The organism is Collinsella sp. 1033st1_E11_1033SCRN_220408 (assembly GCF_039062465.1).
Taxonomy (GTDB): Bacteria; Actinomycetota; Coriobacteriia; order Coriobacteriales; family Atopobiaceae; genus Parolsenella.
Genome location: NZ_JBCLNF010000021.1, coordinates 1 through 6,263, shown reverse-complemented (window position 1 = coordinate 6,263; position 6,263 = coordinate 1). Strand labels below are relative to the sequence as shown.

Genomic DNA, 6,263 nt, shown 5'->3' with positions numbered 1-6,263 from the left:
ATCGAGAACATATCGAATCGAACAGGAAACGGCAGATAGAATCACCGAAATTGCCGAGAACGAGAATATGACGGCAACCGAAGTCGTTGAAGCTGCAATACAGGTGTATTCCTCCGAGAAATACGTTGGGAATACGGCAAATCAAGTTGGCTCGACGGACTCGTCTGCGCTTGCTGCGCTCATCGACCAGCTTGCCAAGAAGGACGAGCAGATAGCAAAGCTCATGGACACCGTGGCCGACGGAACCAAGGCCGTGCAGGGCGCCCAGGCGCTCCACCACGAGACAACGCAGGCGCTCGCGCTTGAATCGGCCGAGCAGAAGATGAGCCGATGGCAAAGGCTCAAGAGGGCTTGGAGGGGATAGCCATGAAGTGGAATGTTTCCGTGCTGCGCAGGTCGGGGGAGTGCGAGCGCACCGAGGTCGCGGACTTCGAGCTTGCGGCGTTCCTCAACCGAATCTCGGATGCCGAGGGCAAGGCGTGGGTGCTGTCCGTCGAGCGCATCGCCGACGTGGGCGATTCCGCGCTCGTGAAGGCCGACGGCGATGACCTCGTGCAGGAACTCGGCAAGCGCCGCTGGCGCGTCAAGGGAGACCCCGAGGACGATTGGTGGGTCGAGGTCGATTCGGGCGGCAACGAGCTTCCCGGAGATTGGGAGTACGACCCGGAAAGCGGGTGCGTCTATTGCTCCGTCGGGTGATTTGCCGTAAATGAACGACTGAGAGCCGTTTTAAGGCTCCGAAACGTGGCCGCAGGTAGAAGTCTGCGGCCATTTCCTTTTACGGCCGATTCTGGGCATCTGGTGGCTTCACAGATGGGTTCACGCTCCATCCGTTCTCACTGCCTGGCGCGAAGCGCCTTGGGCGCGTCGGTTGCTTTCTGGTCGATTTGAGCTGTCGCGCCCTCCGGTTTGGCTGTGGTCGGCAAGGGCGGGTGTGGAAAGTTTTCAACAGTGGTCGGGTTTTCAACAGCGAAAAATCCCGACAGAGACATTTACTAGTTTTCTCTAATTCTCTCTAATCGTAGGGGGGTCGAAACGAACCATACGTATGCCGTTTTCTATGGTTCGTTTCAAACCATAGCCCTATGGTTCGTTTCAAACCATAGCTATGGTTCGTTTCAAACCATAGCTTTTTCAACACTATGGTTCGTTTCGAACCATAGGAAAGCCCAGATTTGACCATACGACTGATATTTCGTATACTTTCGTCGTACCGAGAAAGGAAAAGAATGGCACCGGAGATACACCCGAACGCGCTGAAGCACCTGACGCGCGACGAAGTGCTGTCCGCATGGGGAAACGTGGTAAAGAGCATCCAGCGTGCCAGCGATGACGAGCCGCCACGTTGGCTCTGCGTCGGCTGGCTCCCGGACGGCAGGTCGGTCGAGCTGATAGCGGTCGAGACGATTTTCGGATGGCTCATCATCCACGCCATGTCTCCGGTGCAGCCCAAGTTCGCGAAGGAAATCGCCCAGACGGAAAGGAGAACGCGATGAGCTACATAGCGGCAAACGGTCAGGAAATCACGGAAGCGATGATTGGCAGCTGGTGCGACGCATACGAGCGCGGAGAGTTCCCCGAGGGCGAGCGCACCGTCGGCGAGGTTGTCATGGGTCGTCCCCCTCTGTCGGCCGAAAAGACCACGACCGTAACGGTGAAGATTCCCGTCGGCATGAAGGCCACCTTGACGAGGAAGGCCGAGGAGCGCGGTACAACCATGAGCGCCTACGTTCGCAGCGTCCTTGCAAACGACATTCTGGCGGCATCGTAGAGCGGCAAAAGAAAAGCCCCCGAGCTTTGGCCAGCGGCGGGGGCTTTGCAGACGGTTAAACCAGTCCTTTCTGCAAGGAGCAGTATACACCATGGACAACATCAACGACCTTATAGGCGACGCGGCGAAACCAAGCACGCGCAGACCCCGCCGCAGGAACGAATCAAGAGGGAACTCGGCTTCGGGAGGAGGAAGTCATGAAAGACAGCGAGCTTTGCAAGATGTTCGGCACGACCGTCGAGCAGGTCGAGTCCGATTGCGAGAAGTACGAATCCGGTGATTTCTCCGGCTGGGAGTTCGGCAAGCCCATCGACGGCAGGCCGAAGGCGGCCATGAGGACCACCTCGCTCAAGTTCTCCGAGACCGAGCTGACGGCCATCGACAACGCTGCCAAGCGGCTCGGCCTGACGCGCTCGGCGTTCATCCGCAGGGCGTGCGACAACGAGATTATGGCCATAGCCTAGGCCGGTCGGCAGGGGGTCGTGAGATGGCGCCGACCCCCTGCTTTTTTGGTCGTTTGTACCAAAAAAGCAGTGATAATATAGGCGGACTGTACGCCCTCAGTTCCGGGAGGGGAGGGCTTTCGGATGGGTCTCCGCGAGGGGGCTTTTCTTCTGGCTCTAGGTGTACAATAAAATCATTGATAAAATAACGTGCCTATGAGGGCTTCCGGGAGGGGTTCCAGAGGGAGCCTTTTCTTCTGGCTCTAGGTGTACAATAAAATCATTGATAAAATAACGTGCCTATGAGGGCTTCCGGGAGGGGTTGGTGAGTGGATTGTCTCTTGAGTCCGTTCTTCTTGAATACGGGGCTTCCGAGGTCTCGGCCATGGATGTCTACTCCGATATCTTTCAGCTCGGGTACGGGTTCATCCAGACCGAGGGGGAGCCGAGCGGTGAGCACAAGGCGAACCCCATCATCGTCGGCTCGTTCGGCGGTCATTACGACGAGGACGGGAAGCTCAAAGGGGACAGGGTTCGCCGCCGCATCCTGTTCGAGGACACGTTCGAGGACACTCTTGCCGAGTTCAGCGATGCGAACTGGGCGATAACGAATGGGCTTACCTACTGGGGCAGGGCGAACACCGCCGACGCGCAGAGCAAGATGTGCGCCCTGATTTTCGACCTCGACGGGCAGGATGACGGCACGCTCACGGCGTTCCTGTACAACTGCCGGAGCGACTACCCCCTCTACCCAGAGCCGAACTACATCATCCTGAGCGGCCACAACGTCCACCTGTACTACGTCCTCGAGGAGCCTGCCGACCTCTACCCGAACACCAAGAGCCTGCTGAAGGACATGAAGTACCGCCTGACCGACAGGATGTGGAACAAGTACACATCGAGGGAGTGGGAGAACCCGCAGCATCAGGGCATCAACCAAGGGTTCCGAATCATCGGCGGCAAGACCAAGGACGGCGGCACGGTGATGGCGTTCAGGGTCAACACGCACCCCTTCTCGCTCGAAGAGCTGAACGAAGTCCTCCCCGCAGACCAACAAGTCGACCTGTCCAAGAAGTGGAGGGAGACGAGGTACACGCTCGAACAGGCCAAGGAGAAGTTCCCCGATTGGTACGAGAAGGTCATCGTCAACGGCGATCGTGCCGACGGCTCGTGGGATGCCAAGGAAGACCTGTACAACTGGTGGCTGCGCAAGATACGCGGTGGCGCGTCATACAGTCACAGGTACTTCTGCCTGATGGCTCTGGCGATATACGCCGTGAAGTGCGGCATCACCGACCGCGACCGCGTCAAAGCCGACATGGAGTCACTCGTGCCGTTCCTCGATTCCATAGACCCCGAGCATCCGTTCGGCAACGACCACGAGGTCGAGAACGCGCTCGAATGCCTCGACTTGCGATACAAGAAGTTCCCGATTAAGGACTTGGAGAGGATATCGGGTATGGCCATCCCGAAGAACAAGCGGAACTACAGGAAGCAGCCACAGCACATGGAATATCTAAACGGGCTGCGCAAGATGCGTCGCGACGTTCTCGGCGAGAACGAGTATGAAAACAGCGGTCGGCCAAAGGGAAGCGGTGAAAAGTGTGAGTTGATTCGCTCCTATGCCCGCGAGCATCCCGGTGCCAGCCATTCGGGCATATCCAAGGCGCTTGGCGTGTCGAGGTCTACCGTCATCAAGTGGCTAAGGGGCTGGAAGTGCGATACCGACGGCCTGCCGGACGGCGCATGGTACGAAAACGGGCACGTTCACGTCGATATGACGGAGCCGGAATCCAAGGAAGGTGAGTGATATGGCAATGGAACCTTGGCGCTTCACCATCGAGTTCGATGAGGAGAAGGCAAAAAGGAATGGCTACAACGTAGATGACCTCTACGACTGCGTGGGAGAATACGCGGAGCAAATGGGTAACGTCCGCATAGGCCTTGGCACTTGGCAGGCAAAGAACCGCGAGGTGCAGTTCGGAGCGCAGTGCCCTGTTTGCGTCGCCCTTTCTAAACAGCCTTGGGTCATGCAGAACATTAAGTCTTGGCGTACCTATGAGGACATGAATGAACCGGAGGGCGAAGACTACCTACAGATAATCCGGGATATCAGCCCGGAACGCGTTTTCGACTAGGAATTGGGAAGGGAAACGCCGATACGATGGCGAGCTACACGCTGGATGTTTTCTAGGACGGCGACTTCCCGCTCCACACGTGCGGGTAGGCGGGTCAATGCAGCAATCGGTGACCACGGGGCGGCGTGCTCCGCGAAGCGGATCTGAGCCGACTCGTTCACCGAGTGCGGAATTGACGCGGCGGGCGAGCGCGAAAGCAGACTGGGGCAAGGGTCGATGGGCAGCTGTGCCCATCGACCCTTCCTTTGCCCGCCACGCACGCGCCGCCGCGTGCCGCCAAGCCGAGCCGACAGGCGGGCGCGGAGCCACCCCGCGGTGGCGGAGTCGGCAAGGGCGAAGCCCGCGCAGCAGCCGAATGGCTGCGGAGTGCCCCGCAGGGCGCAGGAGAAGTGGGTATTACGCTCACGTGATACCCACTTCTCCAATTGCGCTACTTTCGGGAAAGTAGCAAAGCCGATATACTGGGCGAAAAAAGGAACCAGCGTGGTCGGTGCCGCCGCCGACCACGCGAACCCCGGAAGGTGATTCCCAATGGCGCTCTCGATGTCGGTATCGGCTGGCAAGCACAACGCCCGCCACAACACGGACTTGGCATATCGCGCGAAGCTCCCGAACGTCGACCCGAGATTGAGCCGCCTCAATCTCACGATTAAGGACGAGCCTATCGGGAAAGCCTACGACCGCATTTTCGGAAAGTCGCTGAGCGACTACAACGCGAAGCAGAAGTCGAAGGGGCACGGCGAGCGGTGCATCGCCGACTACCATGCGAAAATCGAAGGGGCTTGGAAAGCGGATTCCGCAAAAGTCGATAGCCACAAGAAGGGGCGCTCGAACGTCCCGAAGCCGTGCTACGAGTACGTCCTCCAGCTTGGAGACCGCGACACGTTTCGCAAAGAACTCGATTACGAGACGGCAAAGGAGATTTTCGAGGAAGCCGTTTCCGGCATCGAAGAAAAGACCGAGGGCGCTATCGACTGGTTCCAAATCGTGTTGCACTTCGACGAGCCGAACGGAACGTGGCACGGCCACATGGCCGGGATTCCATATGGCGATGGCAACAAGCGCGGGCTTGAAAAGCAAGTATCCATGACGCAGGCGCTTAAAACGCTGAACCTCAAGCGCCTTCCCGATTTGCAAAATCTGATGATCGGCGAGCTGGAAAAGGCCGCTGCGGCACACGGCATCGAGCGAAGGCTCATGGACTGCGACCGCAAGCATCTCGACGTGCCGGAGTACCAGCAGGCGATGCGCAATTACAACGACCTGACGGACAGAATCGAGCAGAAGCGCAGCCGCGTCGCGGAGCTTGACCGAAATATCGAGAGCAAGGAGAGGACGGTCGCACGTCTCGACCGCTCCATAGAGATGAAGACGAAAAGGCTCAACCTGTTAACCGAATGGCTTCAGGAAACCGAGAAGAAGCTCGACGAGATGCTCCCGAACCTCGCCGAGATTGCGGGCAAGTTCAAGAACTGGCTGCCGATTGAGAAGCCAATCGACATTCTGCGCAGGCTCGCCGACAACCCGCTGATTGCAAGGCGCGAAGTCATGGCGGCAGTCGAGCGGGATAAGGCGAGCAAGGCAACCAGAGCCGCAAACAAGTCGGTCGGCGACGCGATGAAGTCCGCGTCGGACAAGATTGGAGCTCTGGCAAATGAGGCGCGGTCAATGAGGGACGCAAGGAACGAACTCGAAGGCAAGGCGGGAGAGCCAGACCGCGCTGCCACCACCAAAATCGACCATGGGCGCGATTGATTCTTGCCCACGTTCCACTCAGATGGTGAAATACGGGAGAAATACGTTTTGAAATACGGGAGAAATACGTGGCGAAGGTATCGAGAACATATCGAATCGAACAGGAAACGGCAGATAGAATCACCGAAATTGCCGAGAACGAGAATATGACGGCAA

Annotated in this window: 8 protein-coding genes; all 8 read left to right on the top strand. The window is 58.1% G+C overall.

The annotated features are described in order from the left end of the window. Window positions 1-364, top strand: a 364-nt coding sequence (locus tag ABCN07_RS07945) for a hypothetical protein (protein ID WP_343006164.1), incomplete at its 5' end; no start/stop codon positions are given. Between the two features lie 2 nt (window positions 365-366). Then, the gene (locus ABCN07_RS07940) at window positions 367-699 is read left to right on the top strand and encodes a hypothetical protein (RefSeq protein WP_343006163.1); all 333 of its coding nucleotides are present in this window, start codon (window positions 367-369) and stop codon (window positions 697-699) included. Between the two features lie 530 nt (window positions 700-1,229). Beyond that, window positions 1,230-1,496 (top strand): hypothetical protein, encoded by a 267-nt coding sequence (locus ABCN07_RS07935; RefSeq protein WP_157011388.1) that lies wholly within the window; start codon window positions 1,230-1,232, stop codon window positions 1,494-1,496. Then, window positions 1,493-1,771, top strand: coding sequence for a hypothetical protein (locus tag ABCN07_RS07930; protein WP_343006162.1), 279 nt, complete (start codon window positions 1,493-1,495; stop codon window positions 1,769-1,771). Before ABCN07_RS07935 ends, ABCN07_RS07930 begins: the two co-directional genes overlap by 4 nt. 197 nt (window positions 1,772-1,968) lie before the next feature. Next, on the top strand, window positions 1,969-2,235 hold the full coding sequence (locus tag ABCN07_RS07925; protein WP_343006161.1) for a CopG family transcriptional regulator: 267 nt from the start codon (window positions 1,969-1,971) through the stop codon (window positions 2,233-2,235). Window positions 2,236-2,599: 364 nt separating this feature from the next. Beyond that, window positions 2,600-4,024: a helix-turn-helix domain-containing protein gene (locus tag ABCN07_RS07920; protein WP_343006160.1), complete on the top strand. Its 1,425-nt coding sequence runs from the start codon at window positions 2,600-2,602 to the stop codon at window positions 4,022-4,024. A gap of 1 nt (window position 4,025) precedes the next feature. Then, entirely contained in the window at window positions 4,026-4,352 is a 327-nt protein-coding gene (locus ABCN07_RS07915) for a hypothetical protein (RefSeq protein ID WP_343006159.1), read from the top strand. A gap of 531 nt (window positions 4,353-4,883) precedes the next feature. After that, a complete protein-coding gene (locus tag ABCN07_RS07910; RefSeq protein ID WP_343006158.1) occupies window positions 4,884-6,107 on the top strand; it encodes a plasmid recombination protein in 1,224 nt (407 codons plus the stop codon). The last annotated feature ends 156 nt before the right edge of the window (window positions 6,108-6,263 follow it).

Coding starts and splice junctions, on each gene's coding strand:
- ABCN07_RS07935 (WP_157011388.1), top strand. CDS start 1,230: ATGGCACCGGAGATACACCCGAACGCGCTGAAGCACCTGACGCGCGAC.
- ABCN07_RS07940 (WP_343006163.1), top strand. CDS start 367: ATGAAGTGGAATGTTTCCGTGCTGCGCAGGTCGGGGGAGTGCGAGCGC.
- ABCN07_RS07915 (WP_343006159.1), top strand. CDS start 4,026: ATGGCAATGGAACCTTGGCGCTTCACCATCGAGTTCGATGAGGAGAAG.
- ABCN07_RS07910 (WP_343006158.1), top strand. CDS start 4,884: ATGGCGCTCTCGATGTCGGTATCGGCTGGCAAGCACAACGCCCGCCAC.
- ABCN07_RS07925 (WP_343006161.1), top strand. CDS start 1,969: ATGAAAGACAGCGAGCTTTGCAAGATGTTCGGCACGACCGTCGAGCAG.
- ABCN07_RS07930 (WP_343006162.1), top strand. CDS start 1,493: ATGAGCTACATAGCGGCAAACGGTCAGGAAATCACGGAAGCGATGATT.
- ABCN07_RS07920 (WP_343006160.1), top strand. CDS start 2,600: ATGGATGTCTACTCCGATATCTTTCAGCTCGGGTACGGGTTCATCCAG.